The 24,616-nt window shown below is 45.0% G+C and carries 18 protein-coding genes; all 18 read right to left on the bottom strand.

Annotated elements, in window-relative coordinates; genetic code table 11:
* Positions 1-6: 6 nt before the first annotated feature.
* Positions 7-1,620: a response regulator gene (locus HGO97_RS17075; protein ID WP_216244121.1), complete on the bottom strand. Its 1,614-nt coding sequence runs from the start codon at positions 1,618-1,620 to the stop codon at positions 7-9.
* An 82-nt stretch (positions 1,621-1,702) separates the two neighbouring features.
* Complete coding sequence (locus tag HGO97_RS17070) at positions 1,703-2,728, bottom strand: ABC transporter substrate-binding protein (RefSeq protein WP_216244119.1); 1,026 nt, start codon at positions 2,726-2,728, stop codon at positions 1,703-1,705.
* Positions 2,729-4,243, bottom strand: coding sequence for a sensor histidine kinase (locus tag HGO97_RS17065; RefSeq protein ID WP_330641329.1), 1,515 nt, complete (start codon positions 4,241-4,243; stop codon positions 2,729-2,731).
* 175 nt (positions 4,244-4,418) lie between these two features.
* Complete coding sequence (locus tag HGO97_RS24275; RefSeq protein ID WP_216244115.1) at positions 4,419-6,926, bottom strand: ATP-binding protein; 2,508 nt, start codon at positions 6,924-6,926, stop codon at positions 4,419-4,421.
* Positions 6,927-6,946: 20 nt separating this feature from the next.
* On the bottom strand, positions 6,947-8,260 hold the full coding sequence (locus tag HGO97_RS17055) for an ABC transporter substrate-binding protein (protein WP_216244114.1): 1,314 nt from the start codon (positions 8,258-8,260) through the stop codon (positions 6,947-6,949).
* A gap of 246 nt (positions 8,261-8,506) precedes the next feature.
* Positions 8,507-9,910 (bottom strand): MFS transporter, encoded by a 1,404-nt coding sequence (locus HGO97_RS17050; RefSeq protein WP_216244112.1) that lies wholly within the window; start codon positions 9,908-9,910, stop codon positions 8,507-8,509.
* Between the two features lie 14 nt (positions 9,911-9,924).
* On the bottom strand, positions 9,925-10,887 hold the full coding sequence (locus tag HGO97_RS17045) for a flavodoxin family protein (RefSeq protein ID WP_216244110.1): 963 nt from the start codon (positions 10,885-10,887) through the stop codon (positions 9,925-9,927).
* A gap of 337 nt (positions 10,888-11,224) precedes the next feature.
* The gene (locus tag HGO97_RS17040; RefSeq protein ID WP_246597531.1) at positions 11,225-13,603 is read right to left on the bottom strand and encodes a GH39 family glycosyl hydrolase; all 2,379 of its coding nucleotides are present in this window, start codon (positions 13,601-13,603) and stop codon (positions 11,225-11,227) included.
* Positions 13,604-13,649: 46 nt separating this feature from the next.
* Complete coding sequence (locus HGO97_RS17035) at positions 13,650-14,858, bottom strand: NADH-ubiquinone oxidoreductase-F iron-sulfur binding region domain-containing protein (RefSeq protein WP_216244106.1); 1,209 nt, start codon at positions 14,856-14,858, stop codon at positions 13,650-13,652.
* Between the two features lies 1 nt (position 14,859).
* Positions 14,860-16,977: an FAD-dependent oxidoreductase gene (locus HGO97_RS17030; RefSeq protein ID WP_216244104.1), complete on the bottom strand. Its 2,118-nt coding sequence runs from the start codon at positions 16,975-16,977 to the stop codon at positions 14,860-14,862.
* A 17-nt stretch (positions 16,978-16,994) separates the two neighbouring features.
* Complete coding sequence (locus HGO97_RS17025) at positions 16,995-18,155, bottom strand: MFS transporter (protein WP_216244102.1); 1,161 nt, start codon at positions 18,153-18,155, stop codon at positions 16,995-16,997.
* Between the two features lie 156 nt (positions 18,156-18,311).
* Complete coding sequence (locus HGO97_RS17020; protein WP_216244101.1) at positions 18,312-19,763, bottom strand: FAD-dependent oxidoreductase; 1,452 nt, start codon at positions 19,761-19,763, stop codon at positions 18,312-18,314.
* 68 nt (positions 19,764-19,831) lie between these two features.
* The gene (locus HGO97_RS17015; protein ID WP_216244098.1) at positions 19,832-20,881 is read right to left on the bottom strand and encodes a Gfo/Idh/MocA family protein; all 1,050 of its coding nucleotides are present in this window, start codon (positions 20,879-20,881) and stop codon (positions 19,832-19,834) included.
* A 24-nt stretch (positions 20,882-20,905) separates the two neighbouring features.
* Positions 20,906-21,964: a sugar phosphate isomerase/epimerase family protein gene (locus tag HGO97_RS17010; RefSeq protein WP_216244096.1), complete on the bottom strand. Its 1,059-nt coding sequence runs from the start codon at positions 21,962-21,964 to the stop codon at positions 20,906-20,908.
* Positions 21,965-21,977: 13 nt separating this feature from the next.
* Entirely contained in the window at positions 21,978-22,373 is a 396-nt protein-coding gene (locus HGO97_RS17005) for a C-glycoside deglycosidase beta subunit domain-containing protein (RefSeq protein WP_216244094.1), read from the bottom strand.
* Positions 22,328-22,468, bottom strand: coding sequence for a DUF6783 domain-containing protein (locus tag HGO97_RS24560; RefSeq protein WP_408610867.1), 141 nt, complete (start codon positions 22,466-22,468; stop codon positions 22,328-22,330). Before HGO97_RS24560 ends, HGO97_RS17005 begins: the two co-directional genes overlap by 46 nt.
* Positions 22,461-23,573: a Gfo/Idh/MocA family protein gene (locus tag HGO97_RS17000; RefSeq protein WP_216244092.1), complete on the bottom strand. Its 1,113-nt coding sequence runs from the start codon at positions 23,571-23,573 to the stop codon at positions 22,461-22,463. The genes HGO97_RS24560 and HGO97_RS17000 overlap by 8 nt, the downstream gene beginning before the upstream one ends.
* A gap of 119 nt (positions 23,574-23,692) precedes the next feature.
* Positions 23,693-24,613 carry a sugar phosphate isomerase/epimerase family protein gene (locus HGO97_RS16995; protein WP_216244090.1) on the bottom strand — a complete coding sequence of 307 codons (921 nt, stop codon included), beginning with the start codon at positions 24,611-24,613 and terminating at the stop codon, positions 23,693-23,695.
* Positions 24,614-24,616 lie beyond the last annotated feature (3 nt).

Here is a 24,616-nt window from a genome sequence, read left to right as displayed (position 1 = left end):
AATGAATCACTTTCCGCTTCTATACTCTCTCGGACTTAATCCCTGTGTCTTCTTAAATACATAACTAAAATAGTGAGCATCCTTATAGCCTACCTCCGAGGCAATCTTTCCGGTAGAATCTTCACTGTTCCTGAGAAGCTTTTTGGCTTTTTCCATCCGCTTCTCTGTCACATACTCGGTAAATGTTTTCTGCATATTCTGGCTGAATACAGAGCTTAGATAATTCGCACTTACATCGACCGCCGCTGCCACACTGCCAAGTGACAGGTCCTCCTTAGTATAATGCTCATTGATATAATCCAGCACCCTTCTGAGTGTCATACTGCCCTGATTGTTATTCTCCTCCTCACGGATACTGATGGCAGCCTGAAAGATCTCCACAAAGTAATCAAATACATCATTTAACTCAATATGAATCTCTTCTGCATATTTTTCCATCCTGCCTAACAGTTCTTCTCTGCTTCTTCCTATGGACTCTATGTACTCAATCGCCGCGAACCGGATATTCAGCACGACATACCCACGGAACGTATTGGATTTTAACGCTCCCTTGATCCGCTGCAGATAAGATTCCACAAAATCATGGACTTCATTACTGCTTCCCTCTTCCAGGAAATCCTGAATAATCTTTGGATTCATCTGTGCAGAATCTATATAATGAATCTCATGATCTTCAGAGGAAGGCAGATGCTCTGTCATGGTACTCTCATCATAGACATGAAGTGCCGGGAAGATGAATCTGTAGGCAAAATAATGATTCGCGCTCTGGTAACACTGGGGAAGCAGGCTCAGCCTCTCCACTGGGTTCCCAGCCGCGATATACCAGGTCAGATACTCCTCAGCCTCCGAGCATACCTGTCTCACATACTCAATCGCCTTCTCGGTCATCACCTGAATATCCGCATTTTCTGATTTCACAAGTATCCCGTAACAATTCACATTCCATCTGAAAAGGATGTACTGTGGATAGCGCAAAAAATAATGCAGAACCTTATCCTGTATCGAGAAAAACTGTTCCATTAGATAATCTGAAATCCCATTGCTGCTTTTTTCCTGCATGTACAAGAACATCAGGTTATAACAGGATGCCGAAAGCTCCAGGGAACACTTCGCCGCTTCTTCATAAATCTGCTTCACGGACCATTTTCCTTCCAGCACCTGCTCAAAGAATCTCCGGCGTGAGAACTGCTCATACTCCCGCATCTCATTCTGAAGCTGAACTTTATAATCCTCCGGTTCCGTCTCATTTTCAATCTTTTCCTTCATTTCTAACAAAACTTTTCTTAAGTTCATCCTGGTGATCGGTTTCAACAGATACTGATCGACTCCGACTTCGATGGCTTCTCTGGCATATTCAAAGTCATCATAGCCACTGATGATCACGACCTTTGTCTTCGGAAATTCTTCTTTCACAATTTTGCTTAAGGACAGGCCGTCCATGAAAGGCATCTTTATATCTGTGATCAAAAGGTCCGGCCTGCTCTTTCTGATCAACGGCAGTGCCATCTCTCCATCCCCTGCCTCACCCACAAAACGGTATCCATACTGTTCCCACGGAATATTATCGCGCAGTCCCTCGCGGATCAGGCTCTCATCTTCTACCAAAAAAACTTTCAGCATACTCTCTTCTATCCTTCCTTAATGACTTCTATCCTTGATAAACTCAACCCTTAACAACTTGTATCTTTAACAACTTCTACTCTTAATAAATTCTATCTTTGATCACACTCATCACGTTTTTCTGTGTGAATACTTTTTCTTCAATATAATAAGCCTTTTCAACTGGCGCGTCATTCTCAATCCGTTGTATGACCTCTTCTATCTCATCTCCCAATAACGGATTACATTCTACATCTGCATTGATCGTACCAGCCTTTACCTTTTCCAGAGCCGTCCTGGTCGCATCAAAAGAAATGATAATAATATCTCTCTTGACCCCCGTTTCTTTCTCGGCTTCCCGGATTGCTTCCAAGGCTCCAAATGTCATATCGTCATTCTGAGATACCAGCACATCGATATTTTCATGCTTCTTAAGAAGCTGTGCCATCTCTTCTTTCCCTTTCACCGTTGTAAAATCACCATTCACCTCTTCTAAGATCTTCCAGTTGGGGTACTGTGATGCGACTTCATGAAATCCCGCTGACCGTCCAAGCATGGCCGAAGACCCTTTTGTCCCCTGCAGAACAACGATATTAACATCTTCATCATTAAATTTGATTCCGGCAAGGTGTTCGGCAAGCCACTCTCCCGCCTTTCTCCCTTCTTCTGTAAAATCAGACCCAACCCAGGTCGTATATAAGGACTCATCCGCTACCTTCACATTACGGTCCATGAGAATCACCGGAATCCCTGCATCCTTTGCCTCCTGCAGCACCGTTTCCCAGCCCTCTTCTGTGATCGGTGAAAATACAATATAGTCGACTCTCTGCGAAATGAAGCTTCGGATCGCCTTGATCTGATTCTCCTGCTTCTGCCTTGCATTGTCGAAAAGCAGAAAATATCCGTTCTCTTTGCAAAAGGTCTCTTTAATAGACACCGTATTCGCAGACCTCCACATGGATTCACTCCCAAGCTGGGAGACACCTACCACTGTCAGTTCCTGATTCAGGATCGTATCTTCATTCTTAGATTCTTCTTCCTTTTTCGGGTCCTGGCAGCCTGTCAGAAGTGCCGTCATTAAAAAAATCATACCCCAGATTCCTATTTTTCTTTTTATGTTCTGACTCATCTATCCTCTTGACCTCTCACTCTGCTTTTCATCAATCCTGATTGCAGGAATCGTAATGACACAAGTTGTCCCTTTTCCCTTTTCTGAATCAATCTGCATTCCATATTCTGCTCCAAAATACATCTTAATGCGCTCATTCACATTTGCAAGACCAAAGCCCTTTTCCGTCTCCTGGCATGGCTGGGTGATTTCTTTGCGCAACTGTTCCAGCTCCGCCTTCTCCATGCCGACTCCGCTGTCCCTGACAATCAGACGTATCAGTCCATCTTCCTTTTCCCCGTAAATATGAATATAACCTTTTGCACGCTTATACTTGATTCCATGATAAAGTGCATTCTCGACTAATGGCTGCAGGGTCAGTTTTAATATCTGATAATCATACAATACCGGATCGATCTGGATATCATATTCCAAAATATCATGATAACGCTTTTCTTGTATCTTGAGATAACTGCGGATATGCTGTTCTTCCTGTTTAATAGAGATGAACTCTTTCCCTTTGCTGAGCACTACCCTAAAGAAGTCTGACAAAGTGATTACCATTTCAACTGCCTGCTCTGGGGAATTTGCTTCAATCAGCCATACAATATTGTCCAGCGTATTATACAGAAAATGAGGATTGATCTGTTCCTGCAGAAGTCTGAGATCCGCACGCCGCATTTTCTGCTCATCCTCTCTGATCTGACCGACCAGAATCTCTATATTCCCTGCCATGTCATTGAACCCCTGTGACAGTACGGCCAGTTCGTCATTGCTGTCGGTGTTCACCCTTACCTCAAAATCCCCTTCTGCTATTTTTTCTGCTGCACAATATAAGCTCTGAATCGGTGTCAGGATTCTAGTTACCGCCCAGATGACCAGCGTGATTACTACGATCGAAAAGAATATCAATAATACCGTGCTGATAATGGCAAAGACCCTGATCTGATGATTCAGTCTGTTAGACACCGTATCCATGCTCTGTGTCTGATAATAAATATAATATTGGATGTCATCCTGTATCAGCTCTGTCAGAATATAAATATTATTGTCCAGCTCCTTTATATTCTCCTCATAATGCCCGCCTGCTTCTACATTTTCTACAATGTCATCTACCCTCTCCTCCAGCGTATCCAGATTACGAAGAAGGCTCGCAAGCCATATGGCGCTCTCTTCATCTATCGTCACCTTCTCAAGCTCTGTAAATCTGTTACGCAGATCTTTAATTAAAATATAAGGGTCTTTTAATTCATTCTCCTCTGCGATTGTCTCGAATGTGGTATATCCGACCACAATTTTATACAGGCTCTCGTCCATCTCTTCTTTAAAACTTATGTTATAGCTGTTGGCCACTGTAAGATTATCCACAATTTCATCGTACGTCCGGTTATATCTCGACATAGATATCAAAATGCATAATGCCAGAATTAAAAACGGGATTGCTGCCATTGACACAAGCAGAAGAATCTTGTTCTTAATTGAAAAACGAACCCTGTTTGAAGGATATTTTGCAGTTGCTTTGTTTCTCTTTTTCACGATGCTTTCCCCACTTATCTTTCCCCGCTTACCCATACTTTGTAACGCTTATAGACCTGAACGATGTAAATTAACAGTTCTATTATAATGGATTCTCTCTATTATTTCCAATATAATCGGATAAAACAAATGCCCACTCCGTCTTTAAAACGAAATGGACATCTCTTTGTAATTCCTACATTGCTTCGCTCAATGCTCTTGAAATCTGATCTATATCAATCGGCTTCGCCACATGACCATTCATCCCCGCATCTTTTGCCGCCTTCACATCTTCCACATATGCATTGGCCGTCATCGCGATGATTGGAATCGATGCTGCCTGGGGATGATCGGATGCCCGAATCGCCTGGGCTGCTTCATATCCATTCATCACAGGCATCTGGATATCCATCAGAATGGCATCATAATAGCCCTCCTGTCTGGATACAAAACGATCCACTGCCTCTTTTCCATTCTCAGTCCACTCCACGATGGCACCGCGGCTTCCTAAAAGTTCAACAGCAATCTCCCGGTTCAACTCATTATCCTCCGCCAAAAGAAAACGCTTCGCCGAATAATCATAGTACTGCTGGTCTTCTTTGATACTACTGCTTTCCAGTCTGCTTGTATCCTGAGAAGCAAGCTCCATCTCGACACAGAATGTTGTTCCCTGTCCTGGCTTACTTTCCACAGAAATCTGGCCTCCCATGGCAGTAACAAGATTTTTCGTGATCGCCATACCAAGCCCAGTTCCTTCTGTCCTGTTCACAATGCCTCCATCGGCCCTCTCAAAGGGATCAAAAATCCTTTTCAGAAATTCCGGCTCCATTCCAATCCCTGTATCAGTCACCTGGAAACGATACGCTGCGAACCCTGTATGCCTCTGCCCCAGCTCTTGTACCAAAAGAGTAATCTTTCCATTTTCGGGAGTAAATTTCACCGCATTGGACAATAGGTTGACAAATATCTGATTCAGCCTTGTCTTATCTCCTGAAAGTTCCCTGTGTTCAATCTGAACCTGCATGCTGAACTCTTGATTTTTCGCATGAAATTGATTTTGAAATACAGTCTCTATATTGTCCAAAAAGTCCTTCAAATCAAACGGTTCTCTGCTCAAGACCAGTTTGCCGCTCTCAATCTTAGACATATCCAGTACGTCATTAATGAGCCCTAAAAGCATCTTAGAGGACAGGTCAATCTTCTTTAAGCAGTCCTCCACTCTATCCCGGTCGTCCAGATTCATCATGGCAATAGAGGTCATGCCCACGATTCCATTCATAGGCGTCCTGATATCATGAGACATATTGGCCAGGAACTGGCTCTTTGCCGCGTTGGCTTGTTCTGCTGCCGTCACCGCAGCAATAATATTTTCCCGGGACTTATATTCTTCTGTTACATCCGTCACAGAAAAAATGTATTTTCGGGAGTCTCCCAGATAAAATGGACAACTGATTACTTTCAGCCTCATATCCTGGTTCATCCGGTCATTATAGACCTGCAGTTCTCGCTCGGCCCACTTCTTTGGCCGTTCCATCTGCATAAGCTCCTCCAACTTCACCTGAAATCCATGGTCAATACGTTCCACCTGGTCTATAAATTCTTCTGCACCTATCCCCAATATCCTCTGACTGTTTTCGAACACATAATCCAGAGTGGAGGATGCATCATCCAGAATGAAAATAACGGTATCAATGTTCTCTGAAATAGCCTGGTAAATCCTCCTGAGGAACTTATCATTTTCTTTCTGCTTCCTCTGATTAAAAAAGAAGAAGGCAATCCCGCAGATCAGAACTAAAGCCAGTGCTGCCACAATACATACCGCCATATATACAGACATCCTGATAATCTGGTGACCATCTGCTTCTACTGCAGCCAGCGGCACGACCGTAATGATCTGCCATGCCTTATCCAGTGCCAGTGGTTCAAAACAAATCAACTGCTCATTCCCATCAAAGGAAAAAACAACAGACCCCGTATCTCCACTATTCAGAGATTTCATGAAGGCATTTACTTTTTCTTTCTCGTTTCCATTGGCCTTTAAAAGATTTTCAATGTTCATATAAATCTGTTCATAACTATAACGAACAGGGGGAAGGACGATATCTCCATCCTTCTTTACGATGTAGCTATATCCTTCATCCACGTAGGTGGTCTCTCCATAGGCATTCTCCAGACTCTCCGCCCCTAACGCTCCATAGATACAGCCTCCGCCAGGTATGGACACGCCAAATAGGACCATACGCCTGCCACTTAAATCAAGCGCAGTATCCCATACGGCCTCTAAAGGACCCACATCGAGCGCCTCATCAAATTCCTCGGGAATTCCATTCATACACATCTCGTCCACGTTCCCATAAATATCATTCCCATTGGCATCCTGGACAGCCAATGCCTCCAGGGAATGTGTTGCCTGGAATTGGTCAATAATCTGTACCTGACGAACGGTTTCCTTTTCCTCGCCCAAGTATCTGGAAAGAACAAGCAGATCATCCTCCGCTTCATTCAAAATATCAACTAATACTTTTGCCTTGTTGTCTGTCAGCTCACTAATGACCTGAACAGACGTACTCCTGACCCTTTCCCGGATTCTGCCGACCAGATTAGTACTGATTCCTGCGGCCAGCACAACAAAAATAATTGCTGCTATCATAAGGACAAGCTTACCACTTCGGTATTTCTTAATGTTCTTATCTGCATTTTTCACAGCTTTATCACCTGCAATTTCTAAGGACCGTTCTCCTCAATCTGTGCTGCCTGAATCTGGTTATATTCCTCCGCAGCCTCCTCGGGCGTCATACCATCGATTACCTTCAAGCACAGCTCCCGTATCGTATCCCAATAAGTAAAATGAAGAGACATATCCTCAATCGGGACCTGCCCTTGTTCAATTGATTTTTCATACAGAGACATACATCTTTCATCAATTTCATCCTTTTTGTCTCCTACAGCAGCGGAGGGATAGCCGCTCTCTGAATTCGCCAAATCCTGAAACTTTACCGTTGTCAGATATTCGGCTGCAGCGTAAGCCTCTTTAGAATGTTTCCCCTTCGCATTAACACATAGTCTGGCACCTGCGGATGGAATACTGACAGAACCATCGGAAAGTACAGGAAATCCTATCTGTACAAAATCCATCTTCCCATCGCCAGCATCATCTATCCCCTTCTCAGTGCCAAGCGGAGAAGCTAAAAAGGCATTCTCTCCGTTTCTAAACTTCTCAATTCCCTGAATTCCAGCTCTGATTTTATCCGTCTCTGCAGCCGTAATATTGTCGCCATAATACCCTTTCTGGACTAATTCCTGGAACAGGCGGAATCCCTCCACCATATAATCTCCGATTTTTACACTGCCATCATTTAATCCAGCGATAATTTCATCCTTATTCTCTGCCTGATAAATAGGTGCCAGCCCCGCACCCATCGTATATGTTGTCAACGCATACCAGCGGTTCAGACTGATTGGGGTAATCCCGCCATCTTTGAGCACCTGACAGCAATGCAGGAATTCCTCCCGGTTCTGAGGTACTTCCAGACCGAACTCTTTAAGTATCTCCACGTTCACATAAAGCCCATAGGCTGTCATCTGCAATGGAATCGTATATACAATATCACCTATTTTAGACTGCATCTTTGCATTTTCATTGAGTTGATCATACACAGACAGGTCGGACAGATCCATAAAATAGCCATCTTCATACAGCCCCTTTACGCTGTCTGCATTGACCACAAAGAGGTCGGCCCCCTCTCCTCCTTCTTTCAATCTGCGTTCCAGTGCTTCATTATAGCCATCAGCAGTCGGAATCCCATCTACCCGGATCTCAACCTCTTCCTGAGTCTTATTATAATCTGCAATTGCATTCCGATATGTGGAAACTGCCTGTCCAGTTCCATCCATGGGCAGGAACATGGTCAGCACGGTCTTTTCTTTCTTTGTTTCCTTAATCTTAAGGGAATCCGGATCTGAACTTCCCTTACATCCGCCAAGCAGCATAGAAACCAAAACAGTCACTGCTGTAAAACACATACCTCTTCTTTTCATTCTCATTATCCTCTCATTGGCCAGGGAAATTCAACATCGGCTTATTTTATAGAATTATACCATAATGCCATCATTTTGTGTGGATTTGTGCTAAACTTCATAACCTTTATAATACAATACCATTGAGAGCACACCTCAAATTCCGAAGATACGAAAGAATCCAGCAATCATCTTTTCAAAGAAGTCCCCCGCTTATGCCTATTCAGCATTATAGCGGGGGACTTCAATAATGGAGCAAAATAATTCCTATTCTTCTATTTCACCGTCTGCTACGATTGTGTGTTTTGCTTTATCTCTTGCTGTCAGTCTTGCTCTGACTCCATCCATATATCCCGGTTTATCCAGGTTATAGATTATAAGCGGGATGATTCCAATTAAGAATACAATACCTGGAAGCAGGTTGGCTGCTATATTGATACCTGTCTGTACGTGTGGAGTGATCTCGCCGCCTCCTACATAACCGAATGCACCCATTACTAAGAGGAATAAAGAGTTTGCAATTGCTGTTGCGATCTTGATGGCTGTTCCCTGGAAGGAGAATGCCATACCGTCATTACGGCATCCGTGCTTGTCATCAAAATCATCGATTGCATCTACCATCATACCTGCTCCACAAGGACCTGCTACGTATCCGAGTCCGTAATAAATCAGGACTACAAAGTCAAATACGATATTTTCATATGGTCCGAAGAAGAGGATGATCAGTGCAGAGCCCTGGATAACCATGGAAATAATGGCTGTATTTCTCTTTCCAAATCTCTCGATGATCTTTGGTGTAAATGGCATGATCAGTGTTCCGACGATCATCTGCATCATCATGAATACAGTGATGAAGGTAAAGTTCTGTACACAGTGCAGATAAAAGTAAACTGCGACAGAGATACGTCCAAGCATACCGAACATGTTGAAGAAAGAATAGAGCATGGCACATAAAAGGTTCTTGTTCTTGAATATGAGCTTTAAGCCTTCGCTGACTTTTCCCTGGTCTTCTTTCTTTACGGTGATTCTTTCTTTTGACAGAATGGCAACTGCCCAGAACATCGGCAGTGCGATCAGTGCAAGCATGATAGCTGTCTTCTGGTAACCTGCTGCTTCGTTTCCTTTTCCGAACCACAGTACCAGCTTAAGTACGAACAGGTTCAGAATGATCTGTCCGATCGTCATTCCCATCATCTGTGCAGCATTCAGCTTGTTGATTTCCTTAGGATCTCTTGTCATAACAACCGGCAGTGCAAGATATGGCACGTTTGTTACTGTATAAGACATACCCAGGCCGATATATGTAATATAAGCATAAGCTAATTTTGCCGGTCCGCCAAATCCCGGTACGGTAAAGGTCAGTACGGTAAAGATAACAAGGAAAATCGCACCGACGAAGATGTATGGTCTGAATCTTCCATGTTTGGTGTGTGTACGTTCCATGATGGTTCCCATCATTGGATCATTGATTCCGTCCCACACTTTTGCAATCAGCATCAGAAGTGCAACTGCACCGGTTCCAAGTCCGAATACATCAGTGTAAAAAATAGACAGATATGTGCTGACCATTGTCCAGGACAACTGTGATGCAAAGTTTCCTAACCCATATACAAAATAATGCTTGGCAGTCAATGGCGTCATGCCATAAGCATTAAGTTTCTGCTCCTTCATAATTTCCTCCTCATTTACATGTTCTCTATCGTTTCCTCAAAATGTATATACTTTTCCATCATCTTCGGAAGAGTGTCTTTATTTGCAACCAGTTTCGGCACACATACCTTGATCATATTCTGAATCTCATTGTAATGCTCGTAGATTCCGATATTGGTATTGCGCGCACGGTCGATTTCTTCCTGCGGCCATTCTACTTTTACCTTGTCTCCGTCTACAGACAGATTGCCCCAGATTCCGCAGATCGGACACTCTACATGTGTGGTTCCATTCATGCTCAGAAGCGGATTGTGGCAGACCGGACATACGCCCTCTTCGCCGACCCATGTATCTACATCATCATATGGTTTTCCAAGTGACTCTGCAACTGCTTTCCCAAGCTCGGCACATTTTGCCATCAACTCCTGGTCAAACAGTGGATGCCCTGTTCTTCCCTGATCATATGCATCCACATGTCCTACGCATTTCATGCAGAATGAGAAGCTGAACAGATCCAGCATCGGCAGTCCTAATGATACCCAGTTATGTGTCTGAGCACCGCCGACAGAGATGAAGCCTGTGTAGCGGTCTTTGAAATATCTAGGATCAAGCTCCGGCTTTCCTTCTTCTTTTCTCTTCTTATTTTCTTCAAGCAGTGCTGCGCGGTCATGGGATGGTCCGAAACGGTCCACAAAGTTCTTGAACTGTCCTACGATTCCCACCGCATATACTGGTGCGGCAATAATGATACCATCTGCATTCAGGCACGCTTCTTCCAGAATATGATAATCATCCTTCATACAGCAGTGGATCTCCGGCTCACCCTGATCACGCAGCCTGCTGCAATAATCACAGGCACGGCAGTGTCCGATATCCATTCTTACCGTGTTAATGAACTCGACTTCTGCCCCCGCTTTCTTCGCTGCAAACAATGCTTCTTTTACCATCACGTCACTGCGCTGATTCTTTCTCCCAAAGGAGATTCCTAATACCCTCATGTTTTACCTCCGTTTTCTTTCTTGATGTACTCATTCTACTGCCTTTTCCACCTTTTCTCTTCCCTGCATTTTCCCTGTTTCAGACAAAATAATTGCTGTGTTTTTCCTATAGAAAACGTGCAGAGCAAAAAATGTACGCGCTTTTTTGTTTTACAGGAAAACAAGTATCCTCAAGCCGTTCTCCTGCCTGGACACGAATGCCCAAATCCTTGAATTCTACTTATAAAAAAACAAAAAAGCAGCTGTACAAGCACTTTCTAAAGCTTGTACAGCTACTTTTGAGATTGACATATTTTACGCTTATATATTTTTACGATAGATATTTTATGCAATACGTTTACATGTGATACCGGTACTGAATATCCAGCAACCGGATCTCCTGGGCCTTCAGGACATTTTCAATCTCAAGTACACCGTCGTCTACCTGTATGTTCTTCATCTCGATACAGGGAATCGCGCTCTTCTTGAGATACTCGATCTCATCTCTGGCAAGCCCTTTGGTATACTCCATCTGTTTCCAGATATCCTGGGCGCTTCCGTTTTCTTTATTCACATAATAGATCTTCACAAGATAGCTTCCATTCTTCACATTGTCTAATGTAAAGTTCAGCTTTATGGAGTCTGTGTCTTCCATATAATCATCCAGCTCCTCGATTCTGATCTCATCTTCCTCTGTAAATACATAGCGGGAGGAAAGCCTTTTGAAGTTATGGCAGGCGATTACGTACCGATCTCTGCTGTTGGTAGTCACTATGGAATTCTCATCCCTTTTCAGTACATTGTGAAGCAGTCTATTCATAAAGGACAATGCATAAAAAGATGGCTTGCGGATACCGTCCCTTGAGATCATCCCGGAATCTCCGTTCAGAATGGAATCCGTGTCATAATAATCCGAATAGAGATCAAGAGCATGCCAGTACGCCATAAAGTCCACAGAACCATTCATATCAATAAAGTTCTTCAGAATGTAAGCCCCCTGTTCACAACTGTCATTCAGGACATTCCGATTGGAGATTGTGAAATTCCATTCATCAATGTGGAATTCACCGGGAACGAACCCGGCCTCTTCCATCACTTTCTTCATGATGTCCACCTGGTTCTTTATATAGCTGCAGTCGATGGATTTTCTTCCATAGCGTATTCCACTCTCAATCATTGCAACATACTGGAACGAACAGAAAGAAAGGAAATCCGGGTGGATATCCCGCTTTTTCCAAATCTGGAAAATATCTTTGCACAATAGAGTCTCATATCCCAGAATAAACCCTGCTCCGCCGACTTTGATGGCCGGGGATATCTCTTTTAACGTCCGGTATATGGTTTCAAAGTAAAGATAATACGCTCCGTCTTCATCCGTTATTTTGAGCTGCGGTGCATTCCAGTACTCGAAATACCATGTTTCAATCTCATCGACCCCGTAACGGTTCACAAGATGAAGGCAGAGCGCGGTGATGATATCCTGAAAAACCTTTATTTTATAGATCCCCGGTGTTGTTTCCTCTTCTTTGACACTCCGCTCAGGCGTATACATAAACAGAGTTGGTTTATGCCCCAGCTCCAAATAGGGCTTCATTTGATTCTCGATCAAAAAATCCAGTACAAGATCCATCTTATGGAAATTGTATCCTTCTTTTTCATTGAAACAATTCTCACGGGATAACAGATTCCAGATTCGAATATACTTTACTCCGCTCTCCTTCTGGATCTCTTTTAACTGGCTCTGCACGTCTGACTGGAGGAGCGAATATGCATCTCCAAGGCTGACAGCCTTGCAACACGATGACAATTTTTCTTTTATTTCCTTCACATCTACCGTACACTGCCTGCTGTTTTTTGCCTCCGGTGCCTCTTTGTGCTCCCTGAATTTCAGGTATTCCATAACGTGCTGTCTTTCCGCCTCCGTCAGAGTCTGCGTATGGTCTGTTATATCCTGCTGGTTCTGTGCCTTTTTGCGATATTCACTTGGCGCCTCTCTGTACATGTCCCGAAACGCCTTTGTAAATGCAGCCGAGGTCGGAAATCCATTATCTAATGCAATGTGCGTGATATTCTTTTTTGTATAAAGCAGTTCATCCACTGCGTGGAACAGACGCACATTATTCAGATATTCCATAAACGTCAGTCCCATATTCTTTTTAATGTATTTCGACAGATATGCATTGGACAGATACAGGCGGTCTGCCAGATCATTCAGGCTAATCTGGGTCTGGTAGTTGGCCTGGATATAATTCTGAATCTGCCGGATACGGATGCTGTCCTGAGAATCATCATACCGTGCACGCACATCATCTGTCTTGATCAGAAAGTTGCTCGTCAATACATAGAGCGTCTCATAATACAGGGCATTCAAATACAGCGCGCCTTTGTCATCCTTCTCAAAATATCTTGCCAGGATCCGGTCCAACAGAGCGCGCAGATCCTGGTATGCCTCATTTTTATCTGCCACGGTATTGCACCAGAAGAAAAGCTGCATCGTTCCCATGTGTTCCGCCAGCAGGTGAAAGTCGATCTCCACCCTCGCCCCAAGCACATCGTCACTCTGGGCTGACATTAAATGCTGTTTATTGGCATTGATCAGAATCATATCGCCCGGGTTCATCAGAAACACCGCGTCGTCGATCTTGACCTCCATCTTCCCCCGGAGGATATAGAACAGCTCCGGGTTCTGATGGTAATGTGCGGATATCTCAGCCTTTGTAATAAAATAAAATTGCATGAGTTTACGTTCGGAATCCATCTTGTTTCCCCAATCTTTTGTATTGCTATCTCTTCTTAAATCTGCCCACCTTGGTCAGTCTGTTCGGCAGCTTCGGAAGCTTTCCGGATGTCTTCTGGATGGCGCCTGCCTCGCAGACCTCCATACATTTTCCGCATCTGTCGCAGTCAATATCATCGATCATATGGATATATCCTGCTTTTCCTTCGATGCAGTCCAGAGAACATACGTCCATACATTCTCCGCAGCCATCGCAGGTCTTCGGATCGATATAAATCGTTTCTGTGGAGAAGCACACTCCTGCCGGACATGCTTTCTTCTTAATGTGTGCCTCATATTCGCTGCCGAACTTCTGCACTGCAGACAGTGCGATCAGAGATGAGGTCTGTCCCATCGTACACGGGGTGGAAAATGTCATCGCCTCGCCGATCTCCTGTGTCATATCAAGGAACTCTGCCTTTCCTTTTCCTGCTGCCGTCTCTTTCTGCATATGCGTCAGCTGAATCAGACCTTCCCGGCAGAAAACGCATTTCCCGCAGCTTAACATTCTGGATGCGCTCAAGCGCTTCTCTGTCTCCGCAACGATACAGTCTTTCTCTGCCAGGACACGGATCACGCCGTTTGTAATCCCTGCGCTTGCCACAGTCAGTTCCTCTGCTTCCGCAGGGGTGTAATACTGGTATCCGAGCTGTACTGCTTTTGCGCCTTCCAGGGAAACAAGATCTGCGATCTTCGTCTCACAGGAAACCTTTTGAAGTGCCTGTCCATTGACAGATACAAAGATTTCCGGCTCATAGGAGTCATTGAATGCATCTGCAAGCTCTGCTGCCGTGATCAGATGAAGGAGCGCCTTGCCCTGGCTGGCCCTTACATCCACAAGTCCGGTCTGTAAGGTGACCTGATACTTGTCAGCCGCCTGGTTAAGGCGTTCATCCTCTGCCGTCTCTTTTGCATAATCAGGTATATATAGTACCATATTTTCACTTTCCAGTACATATGCAGCAATCGCAATTCCCTCCAGAACCTTTTCCGGCTCTGACCGCAGAACTTCCAGAAGAACACCGTCCGTATCCGCATTATTCAGTGCACATACGACGCCTGTCTCTTTTCCCTCTTCTTTACTTTCCTGAACTGCCGCCACAAGGCGGTCGGACAGCTTCTGGTTCACGAGCCCGTATTCTTCGATTCCAAGCGCTGCAATCTTATCCAATACTTCTTCTCTGCTTAATTTCTTAACCTGTTCTAACGCACTCATCTTATTCGGCCTCCTTTTGTTCTGCATAATCGCCCCATAAGCTTGGTCTGGATATCTGAAGTCTTAAGTCGCACTGCAGACACCGTCCTGCCTCTGCACAGATATCCTCTTCACAGATTCCATGATCAAACAGGTGGAAATCACTGCACCGTGATTCCGGCGCATCTACCTGCGGTTTCTTCCTTTCCTGATAACCGAATCCCGGACACTGTCCGATATATGGATCAGCTTTTTCCACAGGTGCAAGGACTTCGGAAATATCTCCGCTGCCTCCCAGATACTGATCGATCTGGCTTGCCGCCTGTCTTCCTGATTCGATCGCCATGATAACAGATTTTGTACCGTAGATGGCATCTCCTGCTGCAAAAATCTTCGGAACAGAAGTCATCTTGTCATGTTCCATATCCTTCACAACGATGCTGTTGCCTCTTCCTAATTCCAGTCCTGCTTCTTCCGTAATATCCGGTCTCTGTCCTACGGCAAAAATAACGGTATCTGCATCAATATGATGTTCGGACCCTTCTTCTTTTTCAATGATCGCACGACGGTTCTCATCAAAGGTGAAGGATTTTACATTCATAAAGTCAACACCTGTTACATGATCTGTACCTGTGATTCTCTCAAAGGTCTGTGCCGGATGTACGAAAATGCCCTCTTCCTGTGCCTGCGTGATCTCTTCTTCATCTGCTGTCATGACATCTCTTGCTTCCAGACATGCCAGATGAATTTCCTTCGCACCGAGTCTCTTTGCGGTTCTTGCACAGTCAAATGCCACGTTTCCACCGCCCAGGACAATGATTCTTTCCCCGATTCCGGTCTCTTTTCCCATGCTTGCATTTCTTAAGAAATCTGCATTCAGGATCACGCCGTCCAGGCTGTTGCCTTCCATCGGAAGACGCACGCCCTGATGTCCGCCGATGGTCATCAGTACTGCATCATACTCTTTCAGAAGCTCCTGTGGATTCTCGACTCTTGTATTGACCTCAATCTTAACGCCCTGCTCTTCGATGACCTTTGCTTCCTCCGCAATGATCTCTCTTGGAAGACGATAAGATGGGATTCCGTATGCCATCATACCGCCCACGCTCGGAAGCGCCTCTTTGATCGTCACGTCATGTCCCTGTTTTCTCAGATAGTAAGCTGCTGTCATTCCTGCCGGGCCGCCGCCTACAACACAGACCTTCTTTCCTGTATCTGCAAGCTGCTTGCCTTTCCCTTTCCAGTAAGACCCGGTGTCGTGATCTGCTGCATAACGCTTGATATTGCGGATCGACATTGCCTCATTGACTTCTTTTCTCTTACACTCCAGTTCACAGACATGATTACAAATGTATCCGAGAGCCTTCGGGAACGGTACTTTTTCACGGATGACTGCTGCGGCCTCATCGTACTCACCATTTTTGACGTGTCTGATATAACGCGGAACATCTGTGTGTGCCGGACATGCATGACGGCATGGAACGATGGCATCCTCTCTCTTCACTTCGGAGTCGATCAGCTTGTCACGGATCGTACCAGTCGGGCACACCTCTGCACAGGCTCCGCAGAAACGGCAGTCTGCGTCTTTTAACAGCTTGTTATGTAAGGTGCCGACATAGGTCTCCATCTCCTTCTTCTGATATTGAAGGACCTTGACTCCGCGCAGTTCGTTACATGCACGGACGCATCTTCCACAGAGAACACAGCGGTTCATGTCATGAAGGAGAAGCGGGTTCCCCTCCTCTGCCTTAAATCCCTTTGTACGCATTTTCAGACGTCCGGTCTTCGGTCCGATATACTGGATCAGCATCTGAAGCTCACAGTTTCCATACTTCGGGCAGGTGGAGCAGTCTTCAGGATGCCCGGTCAGCAGAAGCTCCAGTGCAAGCATTCTCAACTTCTCCAGCTTCGGCGTTTTTGTTGTTATTACCATACCATCTTTTGCTTTTAATGTACAAGAGGTCTGTACCTGTTCTTCCCCTTCCACCTCCACGATACACATTCTGCAGGAACCTAAAGGACTTAAGTCCTTGTGGTGGCACAGATGTGGGATATAGATGCCATTTTCCAATGCACAATCTAATATATTTTTATTCTCTTCAACTTCCAGTCTTTTTCCGTCTATTGTAATGACTGCCATTTTGATTTCCTCCTTCTTTACTTTCTCTCTGCTTTTCTTCCTCTTTGTGCTGCGATCAGAGCAGCTACACTAAATATCAGCATTCCGGCAAAAGCAACAATGAACTGATTCTTCGCCGTATTGCTTCCCAGGATACCGGATGCCGCATTTCCCAATACGATCGGCGCGATCAGTCCGCCGATTCCCCCAATAATGGAAAACATTCCGCTTGCTTTTGCGACTGCCTCCTGCTCTACGGAAATGGAGATCAGATAAGATGCCATCGCCATAAAACTGCTTAAGGAGACGCCACACAGAGCACTGGTCAGATATACGCCGGCCATTCCCGGTACCACAAGCAGCGCGCCGTATCCGACTGCCGCCGCAAGGATTGAAAACGGCAGGGTATAGATCTTTAATACTTTGGAGATTCTTCCGAAAAGCATTCCGATCATCAGGGCAAATGCCGCATTGACCGCTGTAACAATTCCCGTGATCGACGGGTCATCTGTAATATTTTCTAAAATGTAGATTCCGATATTGGTGCTGTATGCATTGATAAACAATGTATGGACAAAAGAAGCAAATGAAATCACAAACACCATTTTATTCAGCTTCATGTCCGATGCTTTCTCGGTCTGTACCGGAGGTGTCTCGATCAGGAACACCTGCACCCCTGCCATTCCGATAAATGCAATCAGATATACCAGATAAAAATACCGGTAACCCGCATGGGTGAAGACTCCGCCGAGCAGATTGCCCACCATGGTTCCGACTCCCATACCGACCACATGAAGCCCCATATAGGATGCTCTGGAATCCGGTTCGAAGAAATCGCTGATAATCGCCGTATTCATGGGCCCTACAATACCAAATCCGAATCCGATCAGCAGTCTGGCCGCCAGAAGGACTGCAAAGCTTTCTGTAAAAAATGGAAGAACTCCGCAGATACCGATCAGTAACAGCCCGAAAACAGCGATCTTTTTCTTTGTTATTTTTGTTGTCAGCCATCCGACCAGCAGGGAACCCACCATCAATAACAGATATGGCATTGTCTGTAAAAGCTGTACCATACTCGTTCCATATTTCTGGTATTTTTCGCTGAGGATTCCCAGAACCGGTGAGATTCCTGTTATATTTAATCCAAATGCGAAAGCAATAATAAATACGCTTACCGCAATTCGTTTTTCCTTTTTCATCTTCAAAACCCCCGTAATCCGTTCTTTTTAAAAAGAGCGGAGTTCTCCATGCTGTTCACTCCGCTCTCTGCCTGTCAATTTGCTGCAGCAACTACGCTGCGTATTATGCCTGTATTATGCTTGTATTACGTTGTATTACATTTGTATTACAAATCTTTAGTCTTCGTCTTCTACATATTCTGCTGCACTCATACCTGCAATACGTCCGGTATTAACTGCAAATCCCATGGAATTTCCAGGAAGCAGGAACATATAGCTGTCATCATAAATGTTGCAGGCATCTGCACCGGCTGCATAGAGTCCCGGTACCGGCTCGAAATCTTTGTCGCAGGCCTCACAGTTTTCATTGATTCTGATACCGCCGACGGTTCCATATCCGCCTGGACGGATGCGTGCGCCATAGAATGGAGCCTTTACAATTGGTCTTAAATATCTCTTATCCTTGAAGAATTCTTCATCTACGCTGTCGCAGAAATCGTTGTATTCTTCTACAGTATCTACCAGGTTATCCACGTCGATTCCTGCCATTTCAGCCAGCTCTTCGATGCTGTCTGCGATGAACAGACCTTCGTTTCCATTTGCCTGTGCCATCTTTACGCCTTCTACGAAATCAGATACATCCGGGTCCGGGCGTACCATAGATACGTTATCCACACCGTTTCTGATATAGTACTTCACGATGGAGGAGTCTACAATGCTGACACATACGCGGCCTTTCTGGTGGGAAACCACATTGGAGAGGTAGGTTGCATTCTGCATATGGTCCTCATTCATGACACGTTTTCCTGCCAGGTTTACAAGAAGGTTCGGCTGTCCCATGATATTGCCGACGCTTCCAGGAAGATCGTCAACACCTTCTACTGCTGCTGCCTGCTCGATTCTGACCGGAAGCTTATCTGCTCCTGCTTCCCATGCCATTCTAAGACCGTCTCCCATGATACCCGGGATTGCGAAGTTGAACATATCTTCTCCGTGTTTGTAGCCAGTCTCTTCCTGAATGAACTTCTTGTTGCATCCGGCTCCGCCTGTGCAGACGATTGCTGCCTTGCAGGCGATCTCTACTTCCTTGCCGTCTCTGTCTGTTGCCAGAACTCCGGCAACCTTGCCGTCTTTCATAATGATCTTCTTAGCCGGTGTCTCTAATAACACCTTAACACCTAATTCCTGTGCTCTGGAATACAGTGCTTTATTCATAAAGGAGGCAGCTCTTGGTCCGATTCCCTGGTCTGTCTTTACGATATGCCAGGTAGCTTCTGACTTCGGGAAGTAGCGGTATGCACCTTCAAATTCCACACCCATGTCTTCCAGCCATTCGATCGTCTCTGCTGACTGCTCGAAATAGCGCTTCACCAGTCTAGCATCTACATTGTAGTGTGTGTATTCCATAAACATATTGAATGCTTTTTCAACTGTGATGTCTTCCATCTGCTGTTTCTGATATTTCGTACCGATACCAAGCGGTCCCATTCCCATATTGGCTGCGCCGCCTACGGCTGCTGCCTTCTCAAGTACAATGACTTCTGCTCCATCCTCTGCTGCCTGTACTGCTGCTGACAGTCCGGATGGACCTCCTGCAATAACGACAACCTGGGTTTCATAATCTGCCATGATTGATTCCTCTCCGTTTCTCTATTTTTCTCGAATCTCTATTTTTCGGCTCTTTATTTCTCAGCTCTTTATTTTTCGAATTCGATTGCTTTTCCTGTCTTTGCGGACTCTCTGACCGCATCCATTACACAGAGTACACGTCTTACCTGTTCCGGCTTAACAATGATCTCTTCTTCCCCGTTAAATGCTTTCAGGAAATGTTCAAAGTAATTTCTGTGGTCTACCTTTACTTCCGGCAGTGCCTCTTCTGACAGAAGACCCGGCTCCGGTGGTCCGAAGCTTCTTGTCGGTCCTGCTGCTGTCATCGTGATCTTGCCCGGAACATTTTCTAACAAGTGTGCGGTGCGGACGATCTTGCCTTCTCCAGCGAATCCATCGATCATCGCAGAACCTTTCTTTCCGCCGATGAACCATGCACGCTTTGGTGTCAGGTAGTAGGTTCCCAGCTCGATCTCTGCTGTCACGCCGTTTTTGAACTTCATAATGATCTTAAAGTAGTCGTCTACCTTTTCGTTGATGACATTCTGTACATCTGCGTAGAGGGATACGATCGGTGATTTCACCATATCCAGCATCTGGTCGATCAGATGTACACCCCAGTCGTAGAGCATTCCTCCGCCCATCTCCGGGTAAACATGCCAGTCATGCATGTTGCCGTTGACTCCGTAAAGCTGGGATTTGATGATGTACATATCTCCCACCATTTCTTTGTCATAGACTTCTTTCATGATGCGGTAGTCTTTGTCCCATCTTCTCTGCTGATGTACGGTAAAGAGCACCCCATTTTCTTTGCAGGCTTCTACCATCTCATCAAATTCTGCTACGGACATTGCTGCCGGTTTCTCGCAGATGACATGCTTTTTCGCTGCCGCTGCCTTTTTCACCATCTCCGGATGGCTCGGGTTCGGTGTGGATACCATCACTACATTGATATCCGCTTTTTCTAACATTTCATCTAAGGATGCGTATGTCTCTACCCCCTCCGGAGCATCTTTTAACTGCTCCGGGTTGGTATCTGCTACGGCGATCAGATCGATCTCATCGAAAGTTGCCATCATATCTGCATCGCAGTGTCCCATAAATCCAAATCCAACAATACCTAATTTGATTTTTTCCATTTTTCACAACTCTTTCTATCTGAATTATTCTTCGATCGCTCTTCTCATTGCTTCCTGATGACGGCGTACCTGTTCGATACTGTCTACCGGCATATCTGCTCGCAGATGCTCGCCGCCTTCATATTCTGAACTCAAATATCCTTTATAACCTGCCTTCTTAAATGCCTCGATTACCTCAGGGATTGCAACTGCTGTCTCCTTATAATCTTCATGCACGTTGTAGAACTTCGCATGTGTATGGAAGATATAGTCGATATTGTCGATGATGTCCTGCGGATCTGACCAGGAATATGTAAAGGATGATCCTGCATATTCCATATCAGCCGGGCCGCCGCCTGCTGCCTTGACAGCATCCATCATTTCCTGCATTCCGTTTGCCATACGGTAATCCATATTTGCTTTTCCAAGGTTTAAGTCATATTTGATCTTTACAAAACCTTTTTCTATTCTCTGTGCATAAGCATCGTCTACGATCTTGATGCACTCTTCGGATGCGCCGTGTCTTCTTGCCTTGTCACGTACCACATCAGGGATGTTCCTGCAGAAGATTCCCATATCCGGGATAAATCCGAAATATTTTGTGCCGGTGCGGTGGATCATTTCCATGTAACCATCAGCCCAGCCTGAATTCAGTGAGAATGGAGCATGTACTTCCAGACCAATCTTCACATCCATCTGCTCTGCATATTCAAGACTTCCTTCGATGACATCCATTGGTGTGGATACCAGTGTACGTAAGTTTTTGAATCCAAGTAAAGATGCCAGGCGGATATCACGTTTCATCATATTGATCTGCTCACCAAGAGAGAGCATACGGTTGTCATAAAGGTGGTTTTCCAAAAATGCATCGTAGCAGGATGGTTCCAGATTATATTTCTTCAGCCATTCAAACCACTGGTTTCTGAACTCTTCTGTCTCGATCGGAAGAGGGAATCTGCGGATCATCTGCTCCGCCAGAAGCTCGACTCCTGTTGCGCCTGTCTTGGCAGTCTCGCGAAGGCAGCCTTCCAGATCCAGTTTTTTATCGTAGTATTCATCCTGATAACTGTACAGGGAAACACTTCTTTTAATATCATAACTCATGTCTTGTTCCTCCTTATTCAATGGTAAAATCTGCTTCGCATACTGCTTCGATCGTAAACGGCATGTAAGATGGGTCGATCACCTGCACTGCATGAATGTGATGGTTTCCTTTTGAAAGTCCGCCCTCCTTCATGACTGATACTGTTGCATAGTCACCAAATTCCCAGCGGTAATCTGAATCGATTACCGTGCGCATCTCTTCCAATGTAAAGGTCTCATTGTTTACCGTAAAACGAATATCTTCTCTCTTAACATCTTCACCATCTACATTTATCTTGATATCTCTTACGATAGATAAGGTGATTCCACGATAATACTGTGCTTTAAACTCGAACTGATATCCGACTGTCTTTCCGTCTGCTTCTATATTCTTGAATCCATCTGGATTATAAATCTGTCTGCCAGCCATGCTCCATATTCCTCCCTGAAATGATTGCTGTTTTCGTGCGTCTTAGAACGCGTTTGAAAATTGCTTTCTGCAAGATGTGCGTCACATCTAGTCAAAGAAAACTTCTTTTCCTGTCTCTGCTGATTTGTAGATTCCTTCCAGAATCTGTGTTACAACGAATGCCTGCTCTGGTTTTACAAGTGGATCTGTGTCGTTGATGATTGCATTGAGCCACTGCTCCTGCTCGCGTACTGCTTCTGCTGCTGCTCCGCCCTCGAAGAAGTCTACGACTCCGGCTGGGGAGATTGTCTTTTCCATCAGCTGATTGTGCTCTACTGTGTTGTAGATCAGCTCATCCTGTGGGTAGCTTCCACCGTGGTGGATCTCAGCGCCTGCTTTTGTTCCGCAGAGTGTTGTAGATGCTTCCATGGATTTTAATACATTCAGTGCCCAGGATGCTTCCAGGTAAATGGTTGCTCCATTTTTCATTTTAACGAATCCGAATGCAGAATCTTCTACTTCAAATGTCTCAGGATCCCATGGTCCGAATACGTTTCCTTCCGGTCCGTCTGCCTGGCGTCCCAGTTTGTAGAATACCTGTCCTGTTACGGATTCTGGTTCGTAGTTGTCCATCATCCAGAGTGTGATGTCCAGTGCATGTGTTCCGATATCGATCAGAGGACCGCCGCCCTGTAATGCCTTGTTCGGGAATACGCCCCATGTCGGAACTGCTCTTCTTCTAAGTGCGTGTGCCTTTGCAAAATAGATGTCTCCAAGCTCTCCAGCTTCACAGGATGCATGAAGTGTCTGTGTATCGTCACGCAGACGGTTCTGATATCCGATTGTGAATTTCTTTCCTGACTTCTTCCATGCGTCGATCATCTTCTGAGCGTCTTCTGTGTTGTGAGCCATCGGCTTCTCGCACATAACATGTTTTCCAGCCTCGAATGCTGCAACTGTGATCGGGCAGTGTGCCACGTTTGGAGTGCAGACATGTACAACATCGATCTCAATGCTTGTATCTGCAAGCATCTCTTTATAATCTGTATAAACCTTTGCTCCCTCTGCGCCGTATTCCTTTGCTGCTTTCTCAGCACGCTCTGGAAGAATGTCACAGAAAGCAACCATTTCTGCCTTATCTGCCTGTGTCTTTAAAGACGGCATGTGTTTCTGATTTGCGATTCCTCCACATCCTACGATTGCGATTCTTAATTTTCCCATTTTTTCTTTCTCCTTTTTATATGATATTTATTTTGTTTATGTAATTGTTCTGCTTCTATATAAATGTGTGTTTTCTGATCTCATTAAAGCGAATATTCTTTTTCACTTTTCTGATGAGACTAGATCACAAACTGCTTTAAATATCTCTGGCTTAATACAAGTGATGCCTCGACTTTTTCCTTTGTACCTTCGAATGCCTTATCCTCTACCTCGATGCAGGTGCATCCGTCATATCCGATGTCTGTCAGTGCGGAAACATATTTTCCCCAGTCTACATCTCCGAGTCCCGGAAGCTTCGGTGACATGAAGTCTAATGGATATGCCATGATTCCACAGTCATTCAGGCGGTCAGGATATACTTTGATGTCTTTGTAATGTACGTGGAAGATCTTATCTTTAAATTCGTAGATCGGCTTAATATAATCGATCATCTGCCATACGAAGTGTGATGGATCGTAGTTGATTCCCAGATGGTCACTGTTCAGAATCTCAAATACCTGTCTCCAGATTCTCGGAGTTGTCATCAGATTCTGTCCGCCCGGCCACTGGTCTGCTCCGAATAACATCGGGCAGTTCTCAATTGCAACTTTTACATCAAGCTCTTCTGCAAGCTGAATGATGGAAGGCCATACCTCTTTCACCAGTTCCAGGTTCTCTTCTACTGTCTTCGCCTGGTCTCTTCCGATAAATGTTGTAACCATGCCGACACCGAGTTTGTGGCTTGCTCTGATCACGTTCTTCAAATGTGAGACAGCGGCTTCACGTTTCTCAAGGTTTCCGTCCATTGTGTTCGGGTAAAATGCAAGAGAAGAAATCTCTACATTTTTCTCTTTGCTGTAATCTAAAACATGTTTTGTATACTCATCGTCTTCAAGCACCTTGTCTACGTCGATGTGGCTGACACCTGCATATCTGCGCTCTGCCTTTCCCTGCGGCCAGCATGCCACTTCCACACACTCGAAACCATGGGAGGATGCGAAATCGATCATCTCCTCAAAACTCCATGTATCAAGAATTGCACTTACAAATCCTAATTTCATAGC

The organism is Faecalicatena faecalis (assembly GCF_012524165.2).
In the GTDB taxonomy this organism is placed as follows: Bacteria; Bacillota; Clostridia; order Lachnospirales; family Lachnospiraceae; genus Faecalicatena_A; species Faecalicatena_A faecalis.
Note: the sequence above shows the minus strand (reverse complement) of the source record. Positions and strands in the feature narration are given on the sequence as shown.